Source organism: Pseudomonas sp. 86_A, assembly GCF_017491705.1.
GTDB classification, from domain to species: domain Bacteria; phylum Pseudomonadota; class Gammaproteobacteria; order Pseudomonadales; family Pseudomonadaceae; genus Aquipseudomonas; species Aquipseudomonas koreensis.
Window position 1 is genome coordinate 155,619 of record NZ_JAFGYS010000013.1, and the last position, 24,600, is coordinate 180,218.

Below are 24,600 nucleotides of genomic sequence, written 5' to 3' on the forward strand. Positions count from 1 at the left end.
CAGTGGTATCTGGTGTCTGGAATTACTTGGTCTTCTTCGGAATCCGCACCACGCGGGTGTCGGAATAGATGTCGTGCCACGTGCGCTTCTGCTTGTCGTACAGCGACCAGAAGAACCCGAGCCCCACGCACAGCCAGGAAGCGATCGACACCATGAAGCGCAGCAGCGCCTGCCACAGGCTGATTGCGCTGCCATCGGCGTTCTGCACGCGAATCCCCCACACCTGCATGCCCAGCGTCTGCCCGCCGTGAGTCCAGAACTTGGCGAAGAACGCGAACAGCACCAGCAGCAACACCGTGGAGTACAGCGGATCGCCATCCATTTTCCCGGCGTCGGTCAGCACCCGCAGGCGTTCTTCGCCGATGACTGCTGCCTGGATCAACTTGTAGACGAATCCCGTGACGATGAGCAGGGCGGTGCACAGCAGGAAGTCATAGAACATCGCCGCCAGACGACGGCCAAGGCCAACGGCAGGAAAGTCGCCCTGGGGTGTGAGCAGGTTTTTCGACATGGCAGCCTCTGGACGCAAAATGAAGCGCCATTTTACGGATTCGCGCGCACAAAAAAGCCCCTGATATCAATATCAGGGGCTTTTTCGTAACAGAAGATCAGGCTTCAGCTTGTACTTCGTCAGCCTGCATGCCTTTCTGGCCTTGCACTGCAACGAAGGTCACTTTCTGGCCTTCTTTCAGGCTCTTGAAGCCGTTGCCCTGAATAGCGCGGAAATGCACGAACAGATCCGGACCGCTCTCTGGAGTGATAAAACCAAAACCTTTCTCGTCGTTAAACCACTTGACGGTACCGCTCTGACGTTGGGACATTTCTTATTTCCTTTGACGCAAAAATTGATGACAGTCTCTTTCTCATGAAAGAGTACTGGGGCTGGTTGCAGGAGAGTAAGAAGACGTCGAACGGGATGTAGCTAACTTTGTAGGCTACTGCCCAGGTCACGATTCAAAGCTGACCCATGCAAACACAGTAGACAAACTCTACGCCAACTACGGGAGAAAAAACAAGCCCCGCGAAGGCCCCGGTTTTCCTGCGCTTGCTGGCAGTTAGTCAATTCACTAGTGCGGCTTAGACGATTAGCTTGTTCAAGTGTTTTCGAACGTTATAAGCAAAGTTCATATTCGAATCAGATGTTAGAAAATGCACTTTTTTGTGGCGATTGCGTTACACATTAGTGCACGCATAACGCAATCGCGTTACTTATAGAAACAGTCAATCAACCACGGTAGTAGCGTTGTGGAACAAATGGCATTTTGCTTACAAGCATTTGCACCTTTTTCCCACGAACGATGGCCCAGACTGGCGTATCGAGGGTGACATAAGCGCTGTCGAGATAACCCATCGCCAGTGGCCCGCCCAAGGTCGGTCCGAAGCCGCCGCTGCACACGCTGCCGATGATCTCGCCGGCCTCATTGACGATTTCTGCGCCTTCACGCACCGGGGTCCGTTCCTGTGGCAGCAGGCCGACGCGTTTGCGTGCGACACCGTTCTGCTGCTGGGCGAAAACCGTTTCCGCCCCCGGGAAACCGCCGGCCCGCGCGCCGTCGGCACGGCGTGGCTTGGAGATCGCCCACAACAGGCTGGCTTCGATCGGCGTGGTCTCGGTGTTCATGTCGTGGCCGTACAGGCACAGGCCGGCTTCCAGGCGCAGCGAGTCGCGGGCGCCGAGGCCGATGGCCTGGACTTCCGGTTCGGCGAGCAGGGCGCGCGCGAGTTTTTCCGCATCGGCGGCGGGCACCGAGATTTCGAAACCGTCTTCACCGGTGTAACCCGAGCGGCTGACGAAGCAATCCACGCCCAGCAGTTGTACACGGTTGAACTGCATGAAGGTCATTTTCGCGACCTCAGGCGCGAGGCGCGCCAGCACGGTAACTGCTGCTGGACCCTGCAGAGCGAGCAGGGCACGGGCTTCGAACAGCTCCGTAATGGTGCACTGATCGCCGATGTGTTTTTGCAGATGCGCCAGATCCTGATCCTTGCACGCGGCGTTGACCACCAGGAACAGTTCATCGTTACCAAGGTTGGCGACCATCAGATCGTCGAGGATGCCGCCGTTATCGTTGGTGAACATCGCGTAACGCTGCATGCCCACCGGCAGGTCGATGATGTCCACCGGCACCAGGGTTTCCAGGGCCTTGGCGGCATTGGCGCCGGTCAGGCGGATCTGGCCCATGTGCGAGACATCGAACAGCCCGGCCTGCTCACGGGTGTGCTGGTGTTCTTTCATCACGCCCAGCGGGTATTGCACCGGCATGTCGTAGCCGGCGAACGGCACCATGCGGGCGCCCAGTTCGATGTGCAGAGCGTGTAGCGGGGTTTTCGACAGTTGTTCGGTGGACATGCGTGGCTCCTTGAAAATGTGGTTCGGGATCGGGGGCAAGATCAAGATCAAAAGCCCCTCACCCCAGCCCTCTCCCTGAGGGAGAGGGGGCTAAATACGATCCTCTCCTCGAGGGAGAGGGAGTTAAATGATCAGCATTCGATAATGTTGACTGCCAGACCGCCACGGGCGGTCTCCTTGTATTTGCTTTTCATGTCGGCGCCGGTCTGGCGCATGGTGCGGATGACCTTGTCGAGGGAGACGAAGTGTTGCCCGTCCCCGCGCATGGCCATGCGCACCGCGTTGATGGCTTTCACCGAACCCATCGCGTTGCGCTCGATGCACGGCACCTGCACCAGCCCGCCAATCGGGTCGCAGGTGAGGCCGAGGTTGTGTTCCATGCCGATTTCCGCAGCGTTTTCCACTTGCTGCACGCTGCCGCCAAGGACTTCGCACAACGCACCCGCCGCCATCGAGCAGGCCACGCCGACCTCGCCCTGACAGCCGACTTCGGCACCGGAGATCGAAGCGTTCTCCTTGTACAGAATGCCGATCGCGGCGGCGGTCAGCAGAAAGCGCACCACGCCGTCATCGTTGGCCCCGGGGATAAAGCGCATGTAGTAATGCAGCACCGCCGGGATGATCCCGGCCGCGCCGTTGGTGGGCGCGGTGACCACGCGACCACCGTTGGCGTTTTCTTCGTTGACTGCCAGCGCATACAGGTTGACCCAGTCGAGCACCGACAGCGGATCGCGCAGTGCCGATTCCGGGTTCTTGCACAGTTGCCGATGCAGCGCTGCCGCCCGGCGTTTGACCTTCAGCCCGCCCGGCAGAATGCCTTCGTTGCGGCACCCGGCGGCGACGCAGTCCTGCATCACTTGCCAAATGTTCAGCAGACCGGCGCGGGTTTCCGCCTCCGGGCGCCAGGCGCTTTCGTTGGTCAGCATCACCTGGCTGATCGACAGCCCATAGGTGGCGCAATGACCGAGCAAGTCCTTGGCACTTTTGAACGGAAAGGTCAGCGGGGTGGCGTCTTCAACGATGCGGTCGGCGCCGGCGGCATCCTCGTCGACCACGAAGCCGCCGCCCACCGAGTAATACTCGCGGCTGCGGATCTGGATTCCCGCCGCATCGAACGCACGGAAAATCATGCCGTTGGGGTGATAGGCCAGCGGTTTGCGGATCATCGCCAGGTGTTCTTTTTCGTTGAACGCAATGCTGTGTTCGCCGAGCAGGTTCAGTCGGCCGCTGCCGCGAATGGCTTGCAGGCGCGCGGCGACGGTTTCGGTATCGACGGTATCGGGATGTTCGCCTTCGAGGCCGAGCAGCACGGCTTTGTCGCTGCCGTGTCCTTTACCGGTGGCGCCAAGGGAACCGTACAGTTCGACGCGCACGCTGGCGGTGGCGGTCAGCAGGTCTTCCCGGCGCAGGCCTTCGGCGAAGCGCGCAGCGGCACGCATCGGGCCGACGGTGTGGGAACTGGAGGGGCCGATGCCAATCTTGAACAGGTCGAACACGCTTAACGACATGAGTGGTTCTCCGGTTTCTTGTTATAGGAATTGGCGGAATATCAGGCTGGTTTCATTGCCCTGTAGGAGCTGCCGAAGGCTGCGATCTTTTGATCTTGATCTTGTTTCTAAAAAACCAGGATCAAAAGATCGCAGCCTTCGGCAGCTCCTACAGGTAAAGCGATAAAGCGGTCGAGCGGTGGGGCGACGAACCGCCCCCCGTTCTTTTAAGCGTAGCTTTCGATCGACGGGCAGGCGCACACCAGGTTGCGGTCGCCGAACACGTTGTCGACGCGACCGACCGGCGGCCAGTATTTGCCTTCGATCAACGACGCCACCGGATACACCGCTTGCTCGCGGCTGTACGGGTGCGTCCATTCGCCAACCAGCTCTGCCGCAGTGTGCGGAGCGTTCTTGAGTGGGTTGTCGTCCTTGTCCAGCGTGCCGTTTTCCACCGCGCGGATTTCTTCGCGGATGCGGATCATGGCGTCGCAGAAGCGGTCCAGTTCTTCCTTGGATTCGCTTTCGGTCGGTTCGATCATCAGCGTGCCCGCGACCGGGAACGACATGGTCGGGGCGTGGAAGCCGAAGTCGATCAGACGCTTGGCAACGTCATCGACGCTGATGCCGCTGCTGTCTTTCAGCGGACGCAGGTCGAGGATGCATTCGTGCGCGACCAGGCCGTTGCTGCCGGTGTACAGCACTGGGTAGTGCTCTTCCAGACGACGGGAAATGTAGTTGGCGTTGAGGATCGCCAGTTGCGAAGCACGCTTGAGACCCGCGCCACCCATCATGCGAATGTACATCCAGGTGATCGGCAGAATGCTCGCGCTGCCGAACGGTGCCGCGCACACCGCGCCTTCTTTGCGTTCCATCTGGCCATGGCCCGGCAGGAACGGCGTCAGGTGCGATTTGACGCCGATCGGGCCGACGCCAGGGCCGCCACCGCCGTGCGGAATGCAGAACGTCTTGTGCAGGTTCAGGTGCGAAACGTCGCCGCCGAACTTGCCCGGAGCGCAGAGGCCGACCATTGCGTTCATGTTGGCGCCGTCGATGTACACCTGGCCGCCGTTGTCGTGAATGATCCCGCAGATTTCGCGGATACCTTCTTCGAACACACCGTGGGTCGACGGGTAGGTGATCATCAGCGCGGCGAGGTGTTCGCGGTGCTCGATGGCTTTGGCGCGCAGGTCTTCGATGTCGACGTTGCCGCGCGCATCGCACGCGGTCACGACTACGCGCATGCCGGCCATGTTGGCGGTGGCCGGGTTGGTGCCGTGAGCGGACGACGGGATCAGGCAGATGTCGCGACGCTCATCGCCACGGCTCTGGTGGTAGGCGCGGATCGCCAACAGGCCGGCGTATTCGCCCTGTGAACCGGCGTTCGGTTGCAGCGAGATCGCGTCGTAACCGGTGGCGGCGCAGAGCATCGCTTCCAGTTCATCGGTCAGTTGCTGATAACCGGCGCTTTGTGCGGCTGGGGCGAACGGGTGCAGGGCGCCGAATTCGGCCCAGGTCACCGGGATCATTTCGCTGGCGGCGTTGAGTTTCATGGTGCACGAGCCCAGCGGAATCATGGTGCGATCCAGCGCCAGGTCCTTGTCCGCCAGTTTGCGCAGGTAGCGCATCAGCTCGGTTTCCGAGTGATAACGGTTGAACACCGGGTGGCTGAGGATCGGCGACTGGCGTACCAGCGCAGCCGGGATGGTGCTGTGCACCGAAGCGGCCAGCGCAGCGAAGTCCGGCAGGGTCTTGCCGTCGGCGAACAGGCCCCAGAGGGTTTCGATGTCCGCCTGAGTGGTGGTTTCGTCGACCGACAGGCCCAGACGCTCGGCATCGATCACGCGCAGGTTGATCTGCTGAGCGTGCGCCTTGTCGTGCAGCGTGGCGGTGTGTGCGCCGGTGGCTACGGTCAGGGTGTCGAAGAAGCTTGCTTGCTCGACTTTCGCGCTCAGTGCGCTCAGGCCTTTGGCGAGAATCGCGGTCAGGTGATGCACGCGGTTGGCGATCTGGGTCAGGCCTTTCGGGCCGTGGTACACGGCGTACATGCTGGCGATGTTGGCCAGCAGCACTTGCGCGGTGCAGATGTTCGAGGTGGCCTTCTCGCGGCGGATGTGCTGCTCGCGGGTCTGCATCGCCAGACGCAGGGCCGGCTTGCCGAAACGGTCAACCGAAACACCGACCAGACGGCCCGGCATGTCGCGCTTGAACGCATCCTTGGTGGAGAAGTAAGCCGCGTGCGGGCCACCAAAGCCCAGCGGCACGCCGAAGCGTTGCGCGGAACCGATGGCAACGTCCGCGCCGAACTCGCCCGGGGCGGTCAACAGGGTCAGGGCCAGCAGGTCGGCAGCCACGGCGACCAGCGCGTTGGCGGCGTGGAAGCGCTCGGTCAGTTCGCGATAGTCGAACAGGTCACCGTTGCTCGCCGGGTATTGCAGCAGCGCACCGAAGAACGGGGTGACGTCGGTCAGTTCGCGCTCATCGCCGACAACCACTTCAATGCCCAGCGGCTCGGCACGGGTGCGCAGCACGTCGAGGGTTTGCGGGTGGCTGTGGATCGAGGCGAAGAATTGGTGGCTGCCCTTGTTCTTGCTCAGGCGTTTGCAGAAGGTCATGGCTTCGGCAGCGGCGGTGGCTTCGTCGAGCAAGGAGGCGTTGGCGATCGGCAGGCCGGTGAGGTCGCTGATCATCGTCTGGAAGTTCAGCAGCGCTTCGAGACGGCCCTGGGAGATTTCCGGCTGGTACGGGGTGTAAGCGGTGTACCAGGCCGGGTTTTCCAGGAGGTTGCGCAGGATCGGCGACGGCGTGTGGCAGTTGTAGTAGCCCTGGCCGATGTAGGTCTTGAACAGCTGGTTTTTGCCGGCGATGGATTTGATCATCGCCAAGGCGTCGGCTTCGCTGAGGCCGTCGTCCATGCCGAGCACGCTGGTGCCCTTGATGCTTTCCGGAATGACGCTGGCGCTCAGGGCTTCGAGCGAATCGAAGCCGAGGCTGTTGAGCATGGCTTGCTCGTCACCGGCGCGCGGGCCGATGTGACGGGCGATGAATTCGTTGGCGGTGCCAAGGTTTACTTGAGTCATGTCGGTGTTCCTCAGGCTTCGGCTTGGGCTTTGATCAGACGGTCGTAGGCGTCCTGATCCAGCAGTTTGCCGACAGCGGCGGCGTCGCTTGGCTTAAAGCGGAAGAACCAGCCTTCGCCCAGCGGATCTTCGTTGACCAGTTCCGGGGCGTCTTCCAGTGCCGGGTTGACTGCCAGCACTTCACCATCGAGGGGCATATAAACGCCGCTGGCGGCTTTGACCGATTCCACGGTGGCGGCTTCGGCGCCTTTTTCGTAAGCCTGCAGCTCAGGCAGTTGCACGAACACCACGTCGCCCAAGGCGTTCTGCGCGAAAGCGGTGATGCCGACCGTAACGCTGCCGTCAGCTTCAGTGCGCAGCCATTCGTGATCTTCAGTAAAACGCAACTCGCTCATGGAAACTCCTAAGGGGCCAGACTCGTCTGGTGGACGCGGTGGAAGGCTTGGGCGGGAAAGCCCTGATTTTATGAGCGGTTACTTAGCAAGAACGCGGCCATCTTGAATTTATCTATATAAATCAGATGGTTAGCTACATTGAGGAGTGTTCGAAATCGAGCTCCTGTAGCGAAATCGCTACAGCTTGGGGCAGGGAGAAAAGCTGAAGCGGATCAAAGCCTTGCACAGCGGTGATCGGAGGAGGGTGTAGCGATATCGTTCCGCTGTAGCGCTTTCAGTACAGATGGAGGTCGTTTTTGAACGGATTTCGAATCCGCCACAGATCCTTGTAGGAGTGAGCCTGCTCGCGATAGCAGTGTGTCAGACGCCGCAAATGGTGAATGTCAGACCGCTATCGCGAGCAGGCTCACTCCTACAAGGGGGGTCAGGGCTTGTTGGGAATGCCGTACTTGCGCAGGCGATGGGCAATCGCCGTGTGTGAAGTTTGCAGGCGGCTGGCCAGTTGGCGGGTGGAGGGGTAGCTGATGTAGAGCTTTTCCAGCAGCGACTTTTCGAACGACTCGACGGCTTGTTCGAGACTGTCGACGTCGCTGTCGGTCTGGCGCGCCACGGAGGTGCCGGCAATATCGAGATCACCGATATCGACCAGGCTGCTTTCGCAGATCGCGGCGGCGCGGAAGATCACGTTCTGCAGTTGCCGCACGTTGCCCGGCCAGCGGTTGCCGAGCAGCGCCGGATAGGTGCCAGGGGCGAGGCGGCAGACCGGACGCTGGATCTGCGCGCAAGCCTGCTGCATGAAGTAGCGCGCCAGCAGCAGGATGTCCTGACCGCGCTCGCGCAGTGGCGGCACTTCAACGTTGAGCACATTGAGGCGATAGAACAGGTCTTCGCGGAACAGGCCTTCGCTGACCATTTTTTCCAGGTCGCGGTGGGTGGCGCTGAGGATCCGCACGTTGACCTTGACCTCGCGATCACCGCCGACGCGACGGAAACTGCCGTCATTCAGAAAACGCAATAACTTGGCCTGCAAGTACGGCGACATCTCGCCGATCTCGTCGAGGAACACCGTGCCCTGGTTCGCCAGTTCCATCAGCCCCGGTTTGCCGCCTCGTTGTGCGCCGGTAAAGGCGCCGGGGGCGTAGCCAAACAGTTCGCTTTCGGCGAGGTTCTCCGGCAGCGCCGCGCAGTTCAAGGCCAGGAACGGTGCACTGTGCCGCGCACTGATGGCGTGGCACGCACGGGCCACCAGCTCTTTACCGGTGCCGGTTTCGCCTTGAATCAGCAGCGGTGCATCAAGGGCCGCGACCCGTTGTGCGCGGGCCTTGAGGGTGCGGATCGCCGGGGATTCGCCGAGCAGCGCATCGAAACCTTCAGCATGGTCGTGGTGCAACGCCGAGAGTTGTTCGCCGATGCGGTTCGGTTGATACAAGGTGAGCAGGGCGCCGGCGTCAGTGATCGGCGTCGCGTCCAGCAGCAAAGTCTGGCCGTTGACGGTGATTTCCCGCAGCGGCAGGCGAAAGCCTTGTTCGAGCAGGGTGTCGAGCAGGCCGGGATCGTTGAACAGCTCAGAAACGCTTTCGCCCGCCGGTTCGCGGCCGTAAAGCGCGATCAATGCCGGGTTGGCCAGCAGCACCTTGCCCGCGCTGTCGAGCGCCAGCACCGGATCGGTCATCGCCGCGAGCAAGGCGTCAAGCTGCAAGTGCCGACGCTGGCCGGGGAGGATGTCGACCACGGTGACCGCTTCTACACCGCGCACCCGAAACAACGCATCTTTGAGTTCTTCGAGCACTTGCGGGCTCAACGTCGGGGCGTCGATGTAGACGTTGGGCGGGATCATCTCCACCGCATCCAGATTGAGATTGCGCCCACCGAGGATAGCCAGGACTTCCTGGGTGATGCCGACGCGGTCGATGAAGCTGACGTGGATACGCATGGGGCGGTTCAGTGTTCTGCAGAGCGGAGGGTGGCAAGTATGCCTTGGGGCGGGGCAATGGTGAAATCAGATCAAAAGATCGCAGCCTTCGGCAGCTCCTACAGAGAAACGCGATAAATGCAGGCGCTGCCGAAGGCTGCGATCTTTTGATTCCGGGGTTATTCGAAATGCTCGGGATTAACCGGATCCCCGGATTTCATATCCAACTGCTTGCGGATGTCTTCAAACATCATGTCGTAATGTTTGTGATCCGAGCCGATCTGGCTGTGGGTCTTGGGAATCCCGTATTTCTCGGCGATCCGGGTCACGTCGCGGGCGAAGTTGTAAACCTCTTCCTTGGGCAGGAAAAACGTTTCCTTCACGTCTTTGCCCTGCATTTTTCCATGCAGAGTGAACTGCATCCCTTTGCCTTTTTCCGGATCGGTGAACATTTCATAGTCGAGGCACACGTTGTAGTTGACGTCGTCGTCGGTCAACGCGTGCCGCTCGATATGCAAATGACCGGGTTCAAACTGGGCCATGGGTTTCTCCTTTCAAGGCATGGGAGAAGGGCAGACCCTGAGTCTGCCCCGGGAGTTTCTAATTATCGATAGCTGATGCCCGGCTTCGCGGTGCTGACGCGAGTACCGGCGGTGCCCTGGACGATGGCTTCGATGTCCGCCAGCGAGCCGATCACCGCAACCTTGCCAGTATGGCGCGCGAATTCGCAGGCTGCCTGAACCTTTGGTCCCATGGACCCCGCGGCAAAACCCAGTCGTTCGAGTTCATCCGGATGCGCCTCGGCGATGGCTTTCTGGCTCGGTTTGCCGAAATCGATGAACGCCGCGTTGACGTCGGTGGCGATCACCAGCAAGTCGGCCTCCAGTTGCTCGGCGAGCAGCGAGGAGCACAAGTCCTTGTCGATCACCGCCTCGATGCCCTTGAGGTGGCGGTGCTCGTCGTACATGGTTGGAATCCCGCCGCCACCGGCGCAGATGACGATGCTGCCCTTGTCCAGCAGCCACTTGATCGGACGGATTTCGAAGATGCGTTTCGGCCGTGGGCTGGCGACCACGCGGCGGAATTTGTCGCCATCCGCCGCAATCGCCCAGCCTTTTTCGGCGGCGAGTTTTTCTGCTTCGGCCTTTTCGTAGACCGGGCCGATGGGTTTGGTCGGACTCTTGAACGCCGGATCGTTGGCGTCGACTTCGACCTGGGTCAGCAGGGTGGCGAACGGCACTTCGAAGTCCAGCAGGTTGCCCAGTTCCTGTTCGATGATGTAGCCGATCATGCCTTCGGTTTCGGCGCCGAGCACGTCCAGCGGGTAAGGGGTGACGGAGGTGTACGCCGCCGCTTGCAGCGACAGCAGGCCGACTTGCGGACCATTGCCGTGGGCGATGACCAGTTGGTTGCCGGGATGGATCTTGGCGATTTGCTCGGTGGCGATGCGGATGTTGGCGCGCTGGTTGTCAGCGGTCATCGGTTCGCCACGGCGGAGCAGGGCGTTACCGCCCAGAGCTACGACGATACGCATGGTGCAATCCTTTCAGAGTTCGTTAACCCCTGTAGGAGCTGCCGAAGGCTGCGATCTTTTGACTTTGATTGTAGAAAAACAGATCAAAAGATCGCAGCCTTCGGCAGCTCCTACAGGTCAGTGGTCGATCAGGAAATCCCGATCAGCTTTTATAGATCAGCCAGGGTCGAGACCAGGATCGCCTTGATGGTGTGCATGCGGTTTTCCGCTTGCTCGAAGGCGATGCAGGCTGGCGACTCGAACACGTCGTCGGTCACTTCGATGCCGTTCGCCAGGTGCGGATACTGTTCGGCGATCTGTTTGCCGACCTTGGTGTCGCTGTTGTGGAACGCCGGCAGGCAGTGCATGAACTTGGTGCGTGGGTTGCCGGTGGCTTTCATCAGCTCTTTGTTGACCTGGTACGGCAGCAGTTGCTGGATACGCTCGGCCCATGCCTCGACCGGTTCGCCCATCGACACCCAGACGTCGGTGTGGATGAAGTCGACGCCTTTGACTGCGGCTTTCGGATCCTCGGTCAGGGTGATGCGTGCGCCGGATTCTTCCGCGTATTTGTGGCAGCGCTCGACCAGATCGTCATGCGGCCACAGCGCTTTCGGCGCGCAGATGCGCACGTCCATGCCGAGTTTGGCGCCGACCAGCAGCAGCGAATTACCCATGTTGTTACGCGCATCGCCGAGGTAGGCGTAGCTGATCTCGTGGATCGGCTTGTCGGCGTGCTCACGCATGGTCAGCACGTCGGCGATCATTTGGGTCGGGTGATATTCATCGGTCAGGCCGTTGAACACCGGCACGCCAGCGAACTTCGCCAGTTCTTCGACGATTTCCTGTTTGAAGCCACGGTATTCGATGGCGTCATACATGCGACCCAGCACGCGGGCCGTGTCTTTCATGCTTTCCTTGTGGCCGATCTGCGAGGAGTTCGGGTCGATGTAGGTGACGTTGGCGCCTTGGTCGTAGGCCGCCACTTCGAACGCGCAGCGGGTACGGGTCGAGGTTTTTTCGAAGATCAGGGCGATGTTGTTGCCCTTCAGGTGTTGCTGCTCGGTGCCGGTGTACTTGGCGCGTTTCAGGTCGCGGGACAGGTCGAGCAGGTAACGCAGCTCACGTGGTGTGTGGTGTTCCAGGCTGAGCAGGTTACGGTTGTGAATGTTAAAAGCCATGATGGATCTCCTTGGGTTTCGGTTATCCCCTTGGCCGCGCTCGATAAGTCGCGGCCAAGGCTCAAAGATTAGTAATCGATCGGGTCGCGGATGATCGGGCAGGTCATGCAGTGGCCACCGCCACGGCCGCGGCCCAGTTCGCCGGCGCTGATGGTGATGACCTCCACGCCGGCCTTGCGCAGCAGGGTGTTGGTGTAGGTGTTGCGGTCGTAGCCGATGACCACGCCCGGTTCCACGGCCACCACGTTGTTGCCGTCGTCCCATTGTTCGCGTTCGGCGGCGAAGCTGTTGCCGCCGGTTTCCACCACGCGCAGTTTCGGCAGGTTGAGGGCTTTGGCGACGGTGTCGAGGAAGTTGGTTTCTTCGCGGCGAATGTCGATGCCGCCCTGTTTGCTTTCGTCAGGCCGCAGGGTGAACGCGACGATCTGGTTCACCACTTCCGGGAAAATCGTCACCAGGTCGCGGTCGCAGAAGCTGAACACGGTGTCCAGGTGCATCGCCGCGCGGGACTTCGGCAGGCCGGCGACGATGACTTTTTCCACGGCGTTGTTCTTGAACAGGTTCAGCGCCAGTTGGCCGATGGCCTGCCGGGATGAGCGTTCGCCCATACCGATCAACACCACGCCGTTGCCGATCGGCATCACGTCGCCGCCTTCCAGGGTCGAGCTGCCGTGGTCCTTGTCCGGGTCGCCGTACCAGATCTCGAAATCGGCGTTGGTGAACTGCGGGTGGAATTTGTAGATGGCCGTGGCCAGCAGGGTTTCCTGACGGCGCGCCGGCCAGTACATCGGGTTCAGGGTGACGCCGCCGTAGATCCAGCAGGTGGTGTCGCGGGTGAACTGGGTGTTCGGCAGCGGCGGCAGGATGAAGCTCGAGTGGCCGAGGAAGTCGCGGAACATCTGGATGGTCTTGCCACCGAAGCTGTCCGGCAGATCATCGGCGGACACGCCGCCAATCAGGTATTCGGCGATGTGTCGCGGCTCAAGGCTTTTCAGCCAGGATTTGACTTCGCTGATCAGGCCCAGACCCACCGAATCGGCGGTGACCTTGCGATCGAGAATCCAGTCCAGCGCTTCCGGGATGGCGACGATGTCGGTCAGCAGGTTGTGCATTTCCAGCACGTCGATGCCGCGCTCACGCATTTTGGTCACGAAGTCAAAGTGGTCGCGTTTGGCCTGGGCGACCCACAGCACGTCGTCGAACAGCAGTTCATCGCAGTTGTTCGGGGTCAGCCGCTGGTGGGCCAAGCCTGGGGAGCAAACCATGACTTTGCGCAGTTTGCCGGCTTCGGAATGGACGCCGTACTTAACTTTTTCCGTGGTCATTTCAGATCCTCCAGATAACAAAACAATCAGGGGTTACAGAGTCAGGAAGCCGTCGTAGAGACCGTAGGCTGCCACCAGGGCACCGACGACCACCGCAGCGAAAATCAGCTTCTCGACGTTGGTGAAAACCGCTTGTTTGAGTTCGAGCTTGGCCTTGGCGAACAGGATCGCGCCGGGGGCATACAGCAGGGCGGAGAGCAGCAGGTATTTCACGCCGCCGGCGTACAGCAGCCAGACCGCATAGATCAGGGCGATGCCGCCAATGATCAGGTCCTTGCGCCGCTCGGCCGCGAAGCCCTCATAGGTTTCGCCGCGCACCGCCAGCAGCAGGGCGTAGGCCGCCGACCACAGGTAAGGCACCAGAATCATCGAGGTGGCGAGGTAGATCAGCGACAGGTAAGTGCTGGCAGAGAACAGGGTGATGATCAGGAACACCTGCACCATCGCGTTGGTCAGCCACAGGGCGTTGACCGGTACGTGGTTGGCGTTTTCCTTGCGCAGGAACTCCGGCATGGTGTGGTCTTTGGCGGCGGCGAACATGATCTCCGCACACAGCAGCACCCACGACAGCAGGGCGCCCAGCAACGAGATGATCAGACCGACACTGATCAGCACCGCACCCCAATGACCTACCACGTGCTCGAGCACGGCGGCCATCGACGGGTTCTGCAGTTTCGCCAGTTCCGGCTGAGTCATGATGCCCAGCGACAGCACGTTGACCAGCACCAGGAACAGCAGCACGGTGATGAAACCGATGACGGTGGCTTTACCCACGTCCGAGCGTTTTTCGGCGCGGGCCGAGAAGATGCTCGCGCCCTCGATGCCGATGAACACCCACACGGTGACCAGCATCATGTTGCGCACCTGGTTCATCACGCTGCCCAGGTCGGGGTTTTTCACGCCCCAGATGTCGGCGGTGAAGATGTCCAGTTTGAACGCGAAGAACGCGATCATCACGAACAGCAGCAGCGGCACGACCTTGGCGACGGTGGTCACCAGGTTGATGAACGCCGCTTCCTTGATCCCGCGCAGCACCAGGAAATGCACGGCCCACAGCAGCACGGATGCGCCGATGACCGCCGCCACCGTGTTGCCTTCGCCGAACACCGGAAAGAAATAGCCGAGGGTGCTGAACAACAGAACAAAGTAACCGACGTTGCCCAGCCAGGCGCTGATCCAGTAACCCCAGGCGGAGGAGAAACCCATGTAATCGCCGAATCCGGCCTTGGCGTAGGCGTAGACACCGCCGTCCAGGTCAGGCTTGCGATTGGCGAGGGTCTGAAAAACAAAAGCGAGGGTGAGCATGCCGACAGCGGTGATGGCCCAACCAATCAGCACCGCGCCGACGTCGGCGCTGGCGGCCATGTTTTGTGGCAAAGAAAATATCCCGCCACCAATCATTGAGCCGACTACCAAGGCAACCAGTGCACCTAGTCGTAGTTTTCCGGGAGCTTCAGACATTGCATGACTCCATTGCAGGAGAGAAGAGTTCACAGCGTAGATCTGTTGTCTGTTCAAACAGCTGACGTAGATCAGTGCATGGTCACATTCCATTGTTAATGAATGACTTACGAAACAACTGGAGGCATAACGCTATTGCCTGGAAAGCCCGTCCTAGAGGCTTTTGCCTGATGTGGTTGGGAATTGGTCTTATTACTATGGAATTAACACGCTAGTTCTTTTTCAGCTTTTGGCAAATTTCGGCGTCTGTTTTCAGTACAGAATTGATTTATCAGGATTCGCCAACAAAACTGTCTAGGCGTGATAGCCGTTAGCATCAGTCGCTATATATAAGAGGGTGTTTCTCGGCTTTCCCTGATAAACGTGATTCGGTATTAGCCGTTTAGTTAATAGTTGTTACAAATAAATTAAGGGAGACAAGAATGTCGCAACCGACGCAAAAGCTGCGACTGGGTGCGTTGATCGCCCTGGTGGTGGGTTCGATGATTGGAGGAGGGATTTTTTCCCTGCCACAAAATATGGCCGCCCGCGCCGATGCCGGGGCGATCCTGATCGGTTGGGGCATCACCGCCATCGGCATGCTGACCCTGGCCTTCGTGTTCCAGACCCTGGCCAACCGCAAGCCCGAACTGGACTCCGGCGTCTACGCCTACGCCAAGGCCGGATTCGGCGACTACATGGGTTTCTCGTCCGCCTGGGGTTACTGGATCAGCGCCTGGCTGGGCAACGTCGGTTATTTCGTATTGCTGTTCAGCACCCTCGGTTATTTCTTCCCGGTGTTCGGCCAGGGCAACACGCCGGTCGCCATCGGTTGCGCGTCGGTGCTGCTGTGGGCCGTGCATTTTCTGGTGATGCGCGGGATCAAGGAGGCGGCGTTCATCAATCAGGTGACCACGGTCGCCAAGATCGTGCCGCTGATCATGTTCATCGTCATTGCGGCGCTGGCGTTCAAGGCCGACATCTTCACCCGCGACATCTGGGGCCGCAGCAACCCGAGCTTCGGCGGGGTGATGGATCAGGTGCGCAACATGATGCTGGTAACGGTGTTCGTGTTCATCGGCATCGAGGGCGCCAGCGTGTACTCGGCGCGGGCGCAGAAACGCAGCGATGTCGGCCGTGCCACGGTGATCGGTTTCATCGGCGTGCTGGCGCTGCTGGTGCTGGTCAATGTGTTGTCGCTGGGGATCATGAGCCAGCCGGAACTGGCGAAACTGCAGAACCCGTCGCTGGCGGCGGTGCTGGAACACATCGTCGGGCCATGGGGCGCGCTGCTGATCAGCCTCGGCCTGGCGGTGTCGCTGCTCGGCGCGTTGCTGTCGTGGGCGCTGCTGTGCGCCGAGATCCTGTTTGCCACGGCCAAGGACAAGACCATGCCGGCGTTTCTGAAAAAGGAAAACGCCAACCATGTGCCGGTCAATGCGCTGTGGCTGACCAACGTGATGATTCAGATTTTCCTGCTGATCACGCTGTTTTCCGCCGGCACCTACACCAGCCTGATTTACCTTGCCTCTTCGATGATTCTAGTGCCGTACCTGTGGTCGGCAGCTTACGCGGTGTTGCTCAGCGGACGCGGCGAAACCTATGAACACGCCTCGGCCGAACGCACCAAGGACTTGCTGATCGGCGGCATCGCCCTGTGTTATGCGGTGTGGTTGTTGTATGCCGGCGGGGTCAAGTATTTGCTGCTGTCGGCGCTGCTGTATGCGCCGGGGGTGGTGCTGTTTGCCAAGGCCAAGCATGAGCAGGGCGAGCCGTTGTTCACCCCTGTCGAGAAGGGGATTTTTACTGCCGTGGTCATTGGTGCAGGGTTGGCGGCGTATGGTTTGTACAGCGGGGTGCTGTCGTTGTGAGGCAAGTTGATCCTGACTCGTTGGTGTCAGTGCGGACCTCTTCGCGAGCAGACTCGCCCCCACAGGGGAACGCATTGCAAATGTGGGCGCGAGCCTGCTCGCGATAGCGGTTTCAAATTCACCACTGCGGGCGATGTGAACCCAATTCGGTGGCCGGCAGCGCCCAGTGCAGCGGCGTCCCGCTGATCGTCACGGGTGCCAGCAAGCGGTGCGCCGGCCCCCACGGGGTCTGTTCCACCCGAGGGTTTTGATCCTGCTCATCCTCGGCGCGCAGGGCTTCGTTCGGTCCCGGCCCCTGTTCGATCAACAGCTTGGCGGTTCGCGCCAATGACAAACGCGCCGAACCACCCCGGCCTGTCTTGAAACGTTCCGTCAGAAGACGGAGCGCACTCGCCGCCATCAGATAGCCGGTCGCATGATCCAGTGCCTGCACCGGCAGCGGCGTGGGTTTGTCAGCGTGCTTCCAGCGCTGTCCGGCCTCGGCGATGCCGCTGCTCATCTGCACCAGGCTGTCGAAGCCACGGCGGTTCTGCCATGGGCCACTCCAACCGTAGGCGTTGAGGCAGACATCGATCAGCCCCGGCGCCAGTTGCCGGCGGCGCTCGGCGCCGAAGCCAAGGCGTTCCAGTGCGTCGGCGCGGTAGCCGTGCAGCAGAATGTCGGCGCCCTTCAACAGGTTTTCAAACAGCGCGCGATCCGCCGGAACATGCAGATCAAGCCGTGCGCAGCGTTTGCCGAGGGTGACTTCCGGCACCACGCCCGGTTCGTTCCAGCTCGGCGGATCAATGCGCAGCACATTGGCACCGAGGCCGGCGAGAAAACGGCTGGCGGTGGGGCCGGCGAGCACCCGGGTCAGGTCCAGCACCTTGAGGCCGGCCAGCGGTTGCGTCTGCGAACCGGACCACGATGACGCGATTTCATCGTGATCAGCAGTGAAATGCACCAGCGGTTCGGCATTCACCGCCAGCCCCTGCGGGTGCTGCTGCCACTGTGCCCAACTGCGCATTTGGGCGGCGCAGCCCTTGGCCTCGACCACCGCTTGCTCCAGCTCGGCACTGCTCCATTGCGCGACTTTCGCCGCCATCGCGGCACGGTCGGCGCAGGCACCCAGCACACGTTCGGCGGCGGCGCGGTGGTGCGGGGCGTTGGTGTGCAGGCGGATCCAGCCGTCCCGGGTCGCGTAATCGCCGGCGACCGGATCCCACAGCGGCGGGACGTCCCAGCCAATCGGGCGCAGTGAGGTGGCGAACCAGAACGAAGCCAGCCTTCGGTCGACTTCGACAGCGGGCACGTGCCCGGTCTGCTGCCGGAGCAGCTCGGCGACGGCCTGCCCGGCTGCGCCAATGCTGGCGCAGGCCAGATCGGTGACGGCGAACGCCGAGGGCAGGGCGCCGCTGCCGGTGAACGGAATCGGCGTGTGGGGCAAGCCGAGTGCGGCTTGAATGGACGTGAGTAAATCAGTCATCGAAGGCCCTCCGGGAGAGAGGGCGATGATAGTGCAAAAGAATCTTGGGCCAGATGAAACTCAATTGTAGGAGTGAGCCTGCTCGCGATTGCGTCGTATCAGTTGATGCATCGGTTAACTGATTCACCGCTATCGCGAGCAGGCTCACTCCTACAGGGGAACTGCGTGGCGTTATACGCGGAACTGATCCATCAATTTCATCTGCTGGCTGGCCAAGGCATTGAGCTGGCTGCTGATCGCCGCCGACTCGGTGGCTTGCTCGGTCAGGGTTTCAGTCACGGTGCGAATCGCCGAGACGTTGCGGTTGACCTCTTCGGCCACGGCGCTTTGCTGTTCGGCGGCGCTGGCGATCTGCAGGTTCATGTCGCTGATCACCGTCACCGCATCGCTGATCTTGCCCAGCGCATCCACCGCCTGACGGATCTGCCCGGCGTTGTTGTGGGCCTGGGTCTGGCTCGAATGCATGGTCGCGACTACGCCTCGGGTGCCGGTCTGGATGCGCTCGATGACGATGCGGATTTCTTCCACCGAATCCTGGGTGCGCTTGGCGAGGTTGCGCACTTCATCGGCGACCACCGCGAAACCACGCCCGCTCTCACCGGCGCGGGCCGCTTCGATGGCGGCGTTGAGGGCCAGCAGGTTGGTCTGTTCGGCGATGCTGCGGATCACTTCCAGCACCGAGCCGATCTGCTCGCTGTTGACTGCCAGCGCTTCGACTTCGGTCACCGCTTTGCTGACTTCGTCGGCCAGTTGATTGATGTCGCGGGTGCTGCGTTCGATGATCGACATGCCGTCCTTGGCCGACTGATCGGCGCCCTTGGCCGCGTTGGCCGCGTTCGAGGCACTGTTGGCGACGTCGTGGGCGGTAGCGCTCATTTCGTTGGACGCGGTGGCGACCTGGTCGATTTCGCGGAACTGCACCTGCATGCCTTCGCTGGTCTGGCGGGCGATTTCCGAAGACTGGTCGGCGGTGCCACGGGCCTCGGTGATACTCTGCTTGATCTGGGCGATGGTCGGTTGCAGCTTGTCGAGGAAGCGGTTGAACCAGTTCACCAGTTCGCCCAGTTCATCCTGCTTGCTGTAGTTCAGGCGCTGGGTCAGATCGCCTTCACCGCTGGCAATGTTTTTCAGCATCTCGGCAACGCTGTTGATCGGGCGCGTGACGCCGGAAGCGGTGAGCCAGATCAGCAGCAGGCCAATCAGACCGGCCACCACTGCCACTGCCAATGCGGTAAACACGCCGGTTTCCTGAGCATCGTCGAGCACCGCTTGCAGCTTGACCGAATCGGCCAGCAGCACCTGTTTCGGCAGGTCGATGACCACGCCCCAGGCCCGTGAGTTGCCAATCGGATCGACCGGATACACGGCGCGAATCAAGTCGCCCTGTTCGAGAATCTTCGGCGTGCCGCTGCTGACCAGTTGCAGCAGGTCTTTGCCGTCGGCGCCAAGGGTGTCCGTGATCTTTTTGCCGACCTTGGTCGCATCGGAACTGTCGGCACCGAGCACGCCGCTGCCGGAAACAATCAGCATGTGCCCGGCGTTGTTGAACAGGTTGCGCTGGGACTCCACGGCCGCCGCTTGCAGGGCATCAAGGGCGATGTCGACACCGACCACGCCGATGGCCTTGCCGTCGACGATCAGCGGCACGGAAATGGTGGTCATCAACATTTCCTTGGTGCCCACAGTGTCGGCATACGGGTCGAGCAGGCAGGTGCGCTTGTTGTCGCGAGGGCAGGTGTACCAGCTGTTGTACGGCGTGCCGCTGAGGCTGAGGGTGGTCTTGGTCATGTCTTCTTCGACCATGATTGTGTTCAGCGCAGAACCGGCAGCGCGGCTCCAATACGTCGCAAAACGCCCGGCTTCGTTGGACTGGCGCGCGGCATCGTTGACGAATTCGCTGTCCTTGCCATCGAGGCCGTTGGGTTCGAAGGCGAGCCAGATGCCGAGCACCTTGTCGTTGCGCTCGAACGCGGTTTTCAGGCTCAGGTTCAACTCTTCACGCAGGGCGCCAGCGTCCAGCGAACGCTTGGCGGCCATCACGCGCATGTCCTTGATCTGATCGGCCAGGGCGGTGATCACCGTCAGGCTTTCGCCAAACGTCTTCTGCACCCGCACCGCCTGCTCGGCTGCCTTGGCTTGCAACAGGTTCTGCACACTGGCGGTGAGCAGCTTGTTGCTCGAGTCGCTGACCAGTTCGTCGTTCTGGTTGGTCTGGTAAATGTTCATGCCGACGATCAGCGCAACCACACCGAGCAGGCACAGACCGGAGAGCAGGACGATTTTCAGGCGAATGGAGAGAGAGTCGAACATGGGGCGATCTCGTGAATGAATGAGCGGTTGGCCCGGGCGGAGTAACCGGTTCGCCAAATCCATTCAGCGCCATTCAATGCTCATCGGCGCCGGGCGAGGGCGCATGAGGCCCTTGCCGACGAACGGTCAGCGCTAAACGTTTGCGCAGGGGATTGTGCTGAAAAGGCGATTAATTACAGGGAAGTTTCAGCCTGATGAATGACGGAGTGCTTGTGGGGTGATGAGGCTTTTGTGGCGAGGGAGCTTGCTCCCGCTGGAGTGCGAAGCGCTCCGCTGCATTCTTGTCGAGTCACCCTGTGCAAAGGTTTTGCGACGGTTTTGCCGCCGAGCGGGAGCAAGCTCCCTCGCCACAGAGGGGCTGTGAAGTCAGGAAGAGGAGGTGATGGCTTCCGGGCGCGACCAGATCCACAGGTTGCCCAGGGTCATGCCGGCAATCGCCAGGTACACCGGCCAGCCGTGATCAAGCATCACCAGCATCAGCGTCGCACACAGCAGCATGCTGATCGTGGCGCTGACCTTGGCCTTGCGCGCGATGATCTTGCCGTTGCGCCAGTTGCTCAGGATCGGTCCGAACAGCCGATGGTTTTCCAGCCAGGCGCTCAGGCGTGGCGAGCTACGCGTGGCGGCCCAGGCGGCGAGCAGGATGAACTCGGTGGTCGGCAAGCCTGGCACGACGATGGCAATCAGGCCGATGCCGAGGCTGACGTAGGCCAGCAGGCCGAACAGCAGACGGGCGAGTTTGGAGGAGGCTGGTTGCGGCATGGGTTCAGCGGTGGCTTCTGAAGCGGAATCGGGATCTTACAGGCTTACACAGTTCCCCTGTAGGAGTGAGCCTGCTCGCGATGGCGTCCGGTCATTCAACATCAATGTCGACTGATACACCGCCATCGCGAGCAGGCTCACTCCTACAAGGGGATTTGTGCTGGATCAGGCCGGCTCGGCTTCGGTGGCGTAAGCCTGTTCCAGCAGCACAGTGAAGCGGTTGAATGCATCCAGCGCGCCTTGCTCGACTTCGGCTTCCTCTTCGGCCGTGAATTGCAGCGAGTCGAGGGTGCGCACGAAGCTTTTCCAGCCTTCGGCACGACCGCCCTCGGGCTCGCCCAGGTGCCGGGCGCCGAAGGTTTCGCTCAGTTCCAGCGCTACGGCGCGCTTGATCAGGAACGCTGCGCCAAGCTTCGAGCCTTCGGAGACGAACAGCCAGCCCAAAGCACGGGCCTTGCCCGGATTCTTCACGGCGCCAGCAACGGGGGCCGGGACTTCAGTGTCCAGGTCCGCCAGGTCAGCCTTGGCCGCTGCAGCGCGGCAGCGGGCCGGCAGGTCCGGGACGATGGCTGTCAGTTCGGCGTTGTTATAGAGGTCGACCAGTTCCGACTGAAACAGATATTGCGCGACGACGAAGCGCGCAAAACTGGCGCGGGTTTCGAACGGCGCGTGAGCCTTGACCAGGGCGTCGAGCTTGCTGTGCGGCTCGTGAGTGATCTGGTTCAGGCGTTGTGAACGCAGGGCTTTTTCCGAAGTGGTCATGAGAGGTCCTTGATAAAAGAGGCGCTTGATAACGAGACGAACGGGCAGGTGCCGAACCGTAAAAAAAGCCCCGCGACGCGCTGATCAATGCGCGCGTCGTAGGGCCGTGCGGATCAGATGTCCCAGACCAGATTGATCGCGAAGTTGCGGCCCGGCTGGGTCAGGCGATCAAGGTTGGCCGGTTGCGTCACCGAGGCTTCGCCGACGCTGTCGTAACCGCGCACGTCATCCCACTGCCAGTACTTCTTGTCGGTCAGGTTGTAGAGGCCGGCATTGACGGTCACGTCGTCGGTGACTTTGTAGAAGCCGGCCAGGTCGAGCACGCCATATCCCGGCGTCTTGAACTGGGTGCTGGTGCCGTCCGGTGTCTTGAACTGAGTGCTGTCGACACGATCCTTGCGCTTGACCAGCGTCCAGCTCAGCAGCGCACCGTAGTTGTCCTGGTCATAACCGAGACCGAACACGCCGGTCAGCGGATTGACGCTGTTCAGTGGCTGGCCGCTGTCGTCGTTGCGCCCGTACAGGTACGCCATCGAGCCTTGGGTGTAGAGGCCGGTCGGCGCGCCAAAGGTGTCGAGGTTCAGGCGACCTTTGAGCTCAACACCTTTGATGGTGGCGTGTTTGATGTTGTTGCTCTGGAACGTGGTCTCGGTGTAGCCGGGGGTGATGGCGTTCTCATCGATGAAATCACGGTACTTGTTGTAGAACACCGCGACGTCGAACGTGCCCGCTGCAAATTGACCACGCAGACCGGTTTCATAGCTTTTGCTTTTTTCCGGTTCAAGGTCCGGGTTCGGCGCGACCTGATAGCCGCCCGCGAGGTTTTCAAATCGACCGTACAAGGCCTTGGCGGTCGGCGTGCGGAAGCCTTCGGCGTACTGGCCGTACCAGGTGTAGTGATCGTTAAAGCTGTAGGTGGTGCCGAATTTCGGCGACAGACGATGCCAGGTTTTCTTCTTGTCGCTGACCTCACCGTTACCACTTTGGTCGGCAGTGGCGAGGAACTCATCGGTGATGTGCGGCTTGAGTTCGGTGTAGTCGTAACGTGCGCCCGGCAGGAACGTCCAGTTACCCCAGCTGATCTGATCCTGAGCGAACAGGCTGTAGCTGTTGATGGTCGGGTCCGGGAAGTCGCTGGCCGGTTTCAAGGTGTCGGCGGCGCTTGGCGCACCGATCACGCGGCAGGCGCCGCTGACGGTCAGGCAGGTGCCGTTGCCGGTGCGCAGTCCGGTGACTTTGTCCTGCTTGATGGTCGTACCGTAGGTAACGGTGTGATCGGTGTCGGCGATGGCAAACGACTTGTCAGCCTGCGCATCGAACACCCATTGGCGATCTTTGTAATTGGTGTCGCGGTTGCGCAGCACGGTACGCGACGGTGCGTAGATTTCCTGGGTGCTCTGGTCGGTCTTGGCGATCTGGTAGTTGAGCGACCACTTGATGTTGTCGGCCAGCGCAGTGTCCAGTGCGAAGCGGTGCTCCAGGCCAAAACGCTCGCGCGTGACGGTGTCGTTGCCGGTGCGTGCCTTGTAGAAACCAAACCCGCGTCCAGCGTTGAACGGGCCGCCGACGGCGCTCAACTGGTTGGTGTCGCGATCGTCTTTGTAGTGTTCGTAGGTCAGGCCAAAGCGCGCGTCGTCAGCGTAGTTCCAGCCGAGTTTGGCCAGCACGTTGGTGGTGCGCACATCTTCCGGGTTGGCCTCGGTGCGGTTCAGGCCGGTGCCACCGGTTTCGCCGTAGGACTCGGTTTCATGGCCGTTGCGCTGGCTCAGGTGCAGCAGACCATCGAAGTCGCCGGTGCGCCCGGCAACGGTGCCGGAGGTCAGCCAGCTGTCGTCGGCCGAGCTGTAACCGGTTTTCAGACGTGCGCCGACGTCCTGGCCAGGCTTGATGATGTCGTCCGGGTCGAGGGTGTAGTAGCTGACGGCGCCGCCAATTGCATTGCTGCCGTACAGCACCGACGCCGGGCCACGGAGGATTTCCACGCGTTTGACGATTTCCGGGTCGACGTAATTGCGGTTGGTCTGTGCGTAAGGGCCGTTGAAGAAGCTGTCCGGCACTTGCACGCCGTCGACTTGGGTCAGGACGCGGTCACCGTCAATGCCACGGATGTTGTAGCCGGTCAGGCCGGCACGTTGACCGGCACCGCCCACCGAAACACCCGGCTCGTAACGCACCAGATCCTTGATCGAGTTGACGTTGTTGCGATCCAGATCCTCGCGGGTCTGCACGCTGACGGTGGCCGGCACGCTGTTGACCGACTGTTCCTGGCGGGTGGCGCTGATGGTCACCTGATCCAGATTCAGTGCGCCGCTGCTGCTGCGTTTTTCCAGCACGACGTTGTTGTTGCTCAGCTTGCGGAAGCTCAGGTTGGTCCCCACCAACAAGCGCTCAAGGGCTTTTTCCGGTGGTAGCGAACCACGCACGCCCGGCGACGATACGCCCTGACCCAGTTCTGCCGGCAAGCCGACCTGCCAGCCGGTCACGCCGGTGAAGGCGTTGAGCGCCGACACCAGCGGTTGCTGGCCAATCGAGAACGAATAATCACCCATGTTGCGCGCCGGTTGTTCGGTGGCAGCCATCAGCGGTGCGGTGCCGGCCATGAGGATGGCGGCGGTCAGCAATGACAATACGCGGGAAGGGGAAGCAGTCTGGCGGGTAAGGCGAGAGGACATCGATAGCGCTCCGTGTCGCACGAATCTTTATAGGTGCTGATTCACGTCCGAAGATGCGAATCAATTGCATTGGCT

The 24,600-nt window shown here is 61.0% G+C and carries 18 protein-coding genes; 1 reads left to right on the top strand and 17 read right to left on the bottom strand.

Features of this window, described 5'->3' with window-relative positions; translation table 11 throughout:
- Window positions 1-22 precede the first annotated feature (22 nt).
- The 12 genes from J5M57_RS20595 to arcD (J5M57_RS20650) form a co-directional block, all read right to left on the bottom strand.
- Window positions 23-511 (bottom strand): RDD family protein, encoded by a 489-nt coding sequence (locus tag J5M57_RS20595; protein ID WP_083368093.1) that lies wholly within the window; start codon window positions 509-511, stop codon window positions 23-25.
- Window positions 512-608: 97 nt separating this feature from the next.
- A complete protein-coding gene (locus J5M57_RS20600; protein ID WP_003175786.1) occupies window positions 609-821 on the bottom strand; it encodes a cold shock domain-containing protein in 213 nt (70 codons plus the stop codon).
- A gap of 404 nt (window positions 822-1,225) precedes the next feature.
- Entirely contained in the window at window positions 1,226-2,350 is a 1,125-nt protein-coding gene (gene gcvT / locus J5M57_RS20605; RefSeq protein WP_169842266.1) for a glycine cleavage system aminomethyltransferase GcvT, read from the bottom strand.
- Between the two features lie 131 nt (window positions 2,351-2,481).
- Window positions 2,482-3,858, bottom strand: coding sequence for an L-serine ammonia-lyase (locus tag J5M57_RS20610; RefSeq protein ID WP_207847999.1), 1,377 nt, complete (start codon window positions 3,856-3,858; stop codon window positions 2,482-2,484).
- A 206-nt stretch (window positions 3,859-4,064) separates the two neighbouring features.
- Window positions 4,065-6,917, bottom strand: a complete 2,853-nt coding sequence (gene gcvP / locus J5M57_RS20615; RefSeq protein ID WP_207848000.1) for an aminomethyl-transferring glycine dehydrogenase — start codon at window positions 6,915-6,917, stop codon at window positions 4,065-4,067.
- Window positions 6,918-6,928: 11 nt separating this feature from the next.
- Entirely contained in the window at window positions 6,929-7,312 is a 384-nt protein-coding gene (gcvH, locus tag J5M57_RS20620; protein ID WP_169842263.1) for a glycine cleavage system protein GcvH, read from the bottom strand.
- A gap of 424 nt (window positions 7,313-7,736) precedes the next feature.
- Window positions 7,737-9,245 (bottom strand): sigma-54-dependent transcriptional regulator, encoded by a 1,509-nt coding sequence (locus tag J5M57_RS20625; protein WP_207848001.1) that lies wholly within the window; start codon window positions 9,243-9,245, stop codon window positions 7,737-7,739.
- Window positions 9,246-9,403: 158 nt separating this feature from the next.
- Window positions 9,404-9,766: a DUF5064 family protein gene (locus J5M57_RS20630; RefSeq protein ID WP_207848007.1), complete on the bottom strand. Its 363-nt coding sequence runs from the start codon at window positions 9,764-9,766 to the stop codon at window positions 9,404-9,406.
- A 62-nt stretch (window positions 9,767-9,828) separates the two neighbouring features.
- A complete protein-coding gene (gene arcC / locus J5M57_RS20635) occupies window positions 9,829-10,758 on the bottom strand; it encodes a carbamate kinase (protein WP_207848012.1) in 930 nt (309 codons plus the stop codon).
- A gap of 149 nt (window positions 10,759-10,907) precedes the next feature.
- A complete protein-coding gene (locus J5M57_RS20640; protein ID WP_064588896.1) occupies window positions 10,908-11,918 on the bottom strand; it encodes an ornithine carbamoyltransferase in 1,011 nt (336 codons plus the stop codon).
- A 68-nt stretch (window positions 11,919-11,986) separates the two neighbouring features.
- Window positions 11,987-13,243 carry an arginine deiminase gene (arcA, locus tag J5M57_RS20645; RefSeq protein ID WP_207848013.1) on the bottom strand — a complete coding sequence of 419 codons (1,257 nt, stop codon included), beginning with the start codon at window positions 13,241-13,243 and terminating at the stop codon, window positions 11,987-11,989.
- Window positions 13,244-13,276: 33 nt separating this feature from the next.
- Window positions 13,277-14,704 (bottom strand): arginine-ornithine antiporter, encoded by a 1,428-nt coding sequence (gene arcD, locus J5M57_RS20650; protein WP_207871990.1) that lies wholly within the window; start codon window positions 14,702-14,704, stop codon window positions 13,277-13,279.
- A gap of 422 nt (window positions 14,705-15,126) precedes the next feature.
- Between arcD (J5M57_RS20650) and arcD (J5M57_RS20655) the strand changes: the two genes are divergently transcribed.
- On the top strand, window positions 15,127-16,554 hold the full coding sequence (gene arcD, locus J5M57_RS20655; RefSeq protein ID WP_064588893.1) for an arginine-ornithine antiporter: 1,428 nt from the start codon (window positions 15,127-15,129) through the stop codon (window positions 16,552-16,554).
- A 118-nt stretch (window positions 16,555-16,672) separates the two neighbouring features.
- Here arcD (J5M57_RS20655) and J5M57_RS20660 read toward each other — a convergent pair whose 3' ends face one another.
- The 5 genes from J5M57_RS20660 to J5M57_RS20680 all read right to left on the bottom strand — a co-directional run bounded on the left by J5M57_RS20660 (window position 16,673) and on the right by J5M57_RS20680 (window position 24,525).
- Complete coding sequence (locus tag J5M57_RS20660; RefSeq protein ID WP_207850050.1) at window positions 16,673-18,019, bottom strand: CoA transferase; 1,347 nt, start codon at window positions 18,017-18,019, stop codon at window positions 16,673-16,675.
- Between the two features lie 171 nt (window positions 18,020-18,190).
- Window positions 18,191-20,329 carry a methyl-accepting chemotaxis protein gene (locus J5M57_RS20665; protein ID WP_169842257.1) on the bottom strand — a complete coding sequence of 713 codons (2,139 nt, stop codon included), beginning with the start codon at window positions 20,327-20,329 and terminating at the stop codon, window positions 18,191-18,193.
- A gap of 366 nt (window positions 20,330-20,695) precedes the next feature.
- Window positions 20,696-21,091 (bottom strand): YbaN family protein, encoded by a 396-nt coding sequence (locus J5M57_RS20670; protein WP_064588890.1) that lies wholly within the window; start codon window positions 21,089-21,091, stop codon window positions 20,696-20,698.
- Between the two features lie 165 nt (window positions 21,092-21,256).
- A complete protein-coding gene (locus J5M57_RS20675) occupies window positions 21,257-21,853 on the bottom strand; it encodes a biliverdin-producing heme oxygenase (protein WP_083368102.1) in 597 nt (198 codons plus the stop codon).
- A gap of 113 nt (window positions 21,854-21,966) precedes the next feature.
- Window positions 21,967-24,525, bottom strand: coding sequence for a TonB-dependent receptor (locus J5M57_RS20680; RefSeq protein ID WP_169842254.1), 2,559 nt, complete (start codon window positions 24,523-24,525; stop codon window positions 21,967-21,969).
- Between the last annotated feature and the right edge of the window lie 75 nt (window positions 24,526-24,600).

Bases quoted from the DNA above. Each gene is read 5' to 3' on its own strand.
- J5M57_RS20595 (WP_083368093.1), bottom strand. From the start codon at position 511: ATGTCGAAAAACCTGCTCACACCCCAGGGCGACTTTCCTGCCGTTGGC.
- J5M57_RS20600 (WP_003175786.1), bottom strand. From the start codon at position 821: ATGTCCCAACGTCAGAGCGGTACCGTCAAGTGGTTTAACGACGAGAAA.
- gcvT (WP_169842266.1), bottom strand. From the start codon at position 2,350: ATGTCCACCGAACAACTGTCGAAAACCCCGCTACACGCTCTGCACATC.
- J5M57_RS20610 (WP_207847999.1), bottom strand. From the start codon at position 3,858: ATGTCGTTAAGCGTGTTCGACCTGTTCAAGATTGGCATCGGCCCCTCC.
- gcvP (WP_207848000.1), bottom strand. From the start codon at position 6,917: ATGACTCAAGTAAACCTTGGCACCGCCAACGAATTCATCGCCCGTCAC.
- gcvH (WP_169842263.1), bottom strand. From the start codon at position 7,312: ATGAGCGAGTTGCGTTTTACTGAAGATCACGAATGGCTGCGCACTGAA.
- J5M57_RS20625 (WP_207848001.1), bottom strand. From the start codon at position 9,245: ATGCGTATCCACGTCAGCTTCATCGACCGCGTCGGCATCACCCAGGAA.
- J5M57_RS20630 (WP_207848007.1), bottom strand. From the start codon at position 9,766: ATGGCCCAGTTTGAACCCGGTCATTTGCATATCGAGCGGCACGCGTTG.
- arcC (WP_207848012.1), bottom strand. From the start codon at position 10,758: ATGCGTATCGTCGTAGCTCTGGGCGGTAACGCCCTGCTCCGCCGTGGC.
- J5M57_RS20640 (WP_064588896.1), bottom strand. From the start codon at position 11,918: ATGGCTTTTAACATTCACAACCGTAACCTGCTCAGCCTGGAACACCAC.
- arcA (WP_207848013.1), bottom strand. From the start codon at position 13,243: ATGACCACGGAAAAAGTTAAGTACGGCGTCCATTCCGAAGCCGGCAAA.
- arcD (WP_207871990.1), bottom strand. From the start codon at position 14,704: ATGTCTGAAGCTCCCGGAAAACTACGACTAGGTGCACTGGTTGCCTTG.
- arcD (WP_064588893.1), top strand. From the start codon at position 15,127: ATGTCGCAACCGACGCAAAAGCTGCGACTGGGTGCGTTGATCGCCCTG.
- J5M57_RS20660 (WP_207850050.1), bottom strand. From the start codon at position 18,019: ATGACTGATTTACTCACGTCCATTCAAGCCGCACTCGGCTTGCCCCAC.
- J5M57_RS20665 (WP_169842257.1), bottom strand. From the start codon at position 20,329: ATGTTCGACTCTCTCTCCATTCGCCTGAAAATCGTCCTGCTCTCCGGT.
- J5M57_RS20670 (WP_064588890.1), bottom strand. From the start codon at position 21,091: ATGCCGCAACCAGCCTCCTCCAAACTCGCCCGTCTGCTGTTCGGCCTG.
- J5M57_RS20675 (WP_083368102.1), bottom strand. From the start codon at position 21,853: ATGACCACTTCGGAAAAAGCCCTGCGTTCACAACGCCTGAACCAGATC.
- J5M57_RS20680 (WP_169842254.1), bottom strand. From the start codon at position 24,525: ATGTCCTCTCGCCTTACCCGCCAGACTGCTTCCCCTTCCCGCGTATTG.